At 37.4% G+C, this 3,666-nt stretch carries 1 protein-coding gene and 2 pseudogenes; 1 reads left to right on the top strand and 2 read right to left on the bottom strand.

All coding sequences use genetic code 11. The features are described 5' to 3' along the window. Positions 1–170: 170 nt before the first annotated feature. Positions 171–2,771, top strand: coding sequence for a DEAD/DEAH box helicase (locus EQY_RS0122600; RefSeq protein ID WP_000885993.1), 2,601 nt, complete (start codon positions 171–173; stop codon positions 2,769–2,771). A gap of 470 nt (positions 2,772–3,241) precedes the next feature. Here the strand turns inward: EQY_RS0122600 and EQY_RS25325 are convergent. Next, a pseudogene (locus tag EQY_RS25325) lies at positions 3,242–3,451 on the bottom strand (ISNCY family transposase); the annotation flags it as partial. A gap of 31 nt (positions 3,452–3,482) precedes the next feature. Next, positions 3,483–3,666: pseudogene (locus EQY_RS0122595) on the bottom strand (type II toxin-antitoxin system RelE/ParE family toxin); the annotation flags it as partial.

Here is a 3,666-nt window from a genome sequence, read left to right as displayed (position 1 = left end):
ACGTTATAAATATAAACATGGGCTATTAGTTCCTGAGAACATTGATAACAATAATTAATTCTTGTTAATAGCTCATGAAATATGCTTGTATTTTTTGCTAGTTAGCGTGTATGATTAATACCCTAGAATTAAATAGTTAGTAGCTTAGTAAAGCTGAGGAGATAATAATTATGGCGTTTACTAAAAGACAAAAAAAACAAAATGTGACAGAAAGTCCCGATTTACTTTTTAGAGAGCTTCCTAGACGAACGGTTCCCGACGTTCTTCCTCATCAACGAGATATGATGAGACGATATGCAGAAGACGGTCAAAATAAAGCAGATGTTGCTTTGCAACTTCCAACAGGGAGCGGTAAGACTTTAGTTGGCCTTTTAATTGCTGAGTGGCGAAGAAGAAAAAATAATGAGAAAATCGTATTTCTCTGCCCTACCAAGCAGTTGGTGAATCAAGTTGTTGAACAAGCTGAGAATAAATATGGTTTGAGTGTGCTGGGTTTTACTGGGAGTAAAAATAATTATGATCCTGTATCAGTAGCAAAATATAAACAAGGACAATCTATAGCAATAACCACCTATAGTAGTGTATTCAATGTAAATCCTTTCTTTTTAGACCCGGATGTTATTATTGTTGATGATGCCCATGCGGCAGAGAACTATATATCTAAACTATGGTCTTTCGAAGTTTCTAGGTTTGATGATGAGCATAAATCTTTATGGAGTGTATTATCTGAGTTAATAAAACCTTATCTTGATGGTGCTAGTTATTCGAAATTGAATGGAAATTGGGATAGCCCAGATGCTTCTGTATGGGTAGATAAATTACCAACACCTACTTTTTTAGCTATCCAAAATGACTTGGTTGAAATAATAGATGAATATACTCAAGGAACTTCATTACGATACTCTTGGTCAATGATTAGAGAATATTTACATGCGTGTCATTTTTATTATTCATCAAAGGGAATGTTGATTAGACCGCTATTACCTCCTACGTGGACTCATAAAAATTTTTCTGACGCAACTCAGCGGATATTTATGTCCGCCACATTGGGTGAAGGCGGAGATTTGGAACGCTTAACTGGGAGAAAGAAAATTTATAGACTATCAACCCCTGATGGCTGGGATACCCAGGGAGTTGGTCGTCGTTTCTTTATTTTTCCTACTCTATCATTGACTGAGTCCGATGCGGATAAATTAACTACGAAATTGATAGATAAAAGTGAACGTTCAGTTGTATTGGTTCCTAATGATAAACATGCAGATAAAATAAAGAGTTTATTATCTGAAAATAAAAAAATAGATATTTTTGATGCTAAAGATATTGAAGATTCGAAAGATTTATTTATAAAAAGTAATAATGCCGCTGCGGTGATCGTAAATCGATATGATGGTATAGATTTCTCTAAAGATGAATGTCGTCTATTAATTATAGAAGGGTTACCAAAAGCAGTTAATTTGCAAGAACAATTTTTGATGTCAAGAATTGGAGCAAATGCATTATTCAATGAGCGAGTTCAAACTAGGGTTATTCAAGCTATTGGTCGTTGCACAAGATCTCTTGAGGACTATTCTGCGGTTGTTGTGAAAGGTACCGAGCTTGTGGATTTTTTATCAAACAGGAAGAGAAGAGAATATTTTCACCCTGAACTACAAGCTGAATTAGAATTCGGTGTTGAACAGTCAGTTAATGCCGGTGAACTTGACGAATTCTTGGAAAATTATGATATATTTATTGATAACGGCGAAGACTGGGAGGATATTAATAAAGATATCATCGAGATAAGATCTGAAAAGAAACAGAAAAAATTGGCAGGTATCGTTGAACTTGAAACAGTGGTTGGCCTTGAGATTGATTATGTAAGGGCTCTTTGGGACTCAGATTTTGAGACGGCTGTTGGTAAAACTGAAGATATTTTAGCTCATCTAACATCATCTGATTTAAAAGGATATAGAGCTCTATGGGAATATCTGGCAGGTTCAAGTGCTTACCAATCAACAAAATTAACAGGTTTTGATCTGACAATGAAGGCACAAGAGCATTTTCTTCGAGCCAAAAAAGCTGCTAGCGGTATCCCATGGCTATCAAATTTATATCGATTTGCATCTGATAAAACGGTAACTACTGAAGAGGAGAATGATCGTGTTATTATGAAGCAAATAGAAGGTATAGAGGTGGTTTTTTCGAGTATTGGTATTGCTTCCTCTCGGAAATTCCTACAAGAAGAGCGATTTATTATTGATGGTTTGAATTCAGAAAATCATTTTGAGGAAGCTCATCGTAGGATCGGTCGATTACTAGGATTTGAAACAGGAAAAGTGGAAACTGATGCATCCCCTGATCCTTGGTGGCAACTAGAAAATCTATGTTTTGTTTTTGAAGATCATGCAAATGCTAAGAATAATATACTGGATGCAACAAAAGCTCGACAGGCAAGTTCTCACCCTAATTGGATGCGAGAACATATTATAAGTTGCAAAGGAGAACATATTAAAATTATTCCTGTATTATTATCTCCAGTCCGTTTTATGACAGAGGGAGCTGCTGCTCAGGTTAATTCATTGATGTACTGGAATCTCAATGATTTTAAAAAATGGGTACAAAAGGCGTTATCTGCTCTAAAGGATATTAGACGAACATTCCAGGAACCTGGGGATATTGTATGGCGTGCGGAAGCAGCAGCAAAACTATCTGAGGCTAAAGTTGATATAGCTAGTTTGAATGAGTTAATAAAATCCTCATCTTGTAAAGATAATCTGGAGATAAGTAGGTGATGAATATTTAAAATGATTGCTCAAACTGGGCTTGTATATTCTTTGTCATTAGCGAAGCCCAGTTTATCCATTATTTTTAGAGTGGTTATTGTTGCTAAACCTGACTATCTTAAAATTTAAGGATTTCATGCGGTTAGTTATAAAAAGAATAGGTTAGTAGGATCCGTTTTTTACATTTATGAAAGATATATAAGTATAGGAGAGCATGAAAAACCTTGGGGCAGTCACTGAATGAGGGGGGCGGTTTGGGAAACGGAAATTATTGTACGTTAGGAGCATTTTTTAATCGATACTGATAAGTAACTGATTGATTTATCGTAATCAGCTATCGCCTTTAAGTTATTGCTTTTCTCTTATCGCATTTAGGTTATCTCATTTCCCTAAAGGTCTGCCAAAGACCGTATAGCGTAGGAGTACACCCTACCGCAATAGCGCAACCGTACAATATTGTACGTTTCCCAAACGCAGCCCTCATAAGTGGAGTAGGGAAGTGATACGCCATTAAGCCGGAGCTCCTTATGTCCGTCAGGGTAATGCCAGACATCGATGTATTTACCAATCGCCCGACGACTGAATTCGCTGTCTTCAATCAGATAAAGCATTTTGTCGTACTGCACCGTGAGTGATTTCGACACGCGGTGGGCTTCACGCCAAGTAAACACCATATCTAGATCATCATCGACATCCAGTTCCCGGTCAAGCGCCGAGTACTCAAATAATGAATCGTGGATTCTGACGCTGGCCTACAACCGCCAGAATATTGACACGACTGACCTCATCATTCACTTCATAAAGTACATGCTGTCCAAGTAAGCTAATACGGCGAACCCCTTCACCATAGCGTTCATCCGTTTCATACAGCCTGGGGTAATCTGCCAGGCGATCGGTTGCAGTG

It is taken from the genome of Escherichia sp. TW14182 (assembly GCF_000208525.1).
GTDB classification, from domain to species: Bacteria; Pseudomonadota; Gammaproteobacteria; order Enterobacterales; family Enterobacteriaceae; genus Escherichia; species Escherichia ruysiae.
The sequence above is the reverse complement of the archived record's forward strand: the minus strand, read 5'-3'. Positions and strand labels throughout refer to the sequence as shown.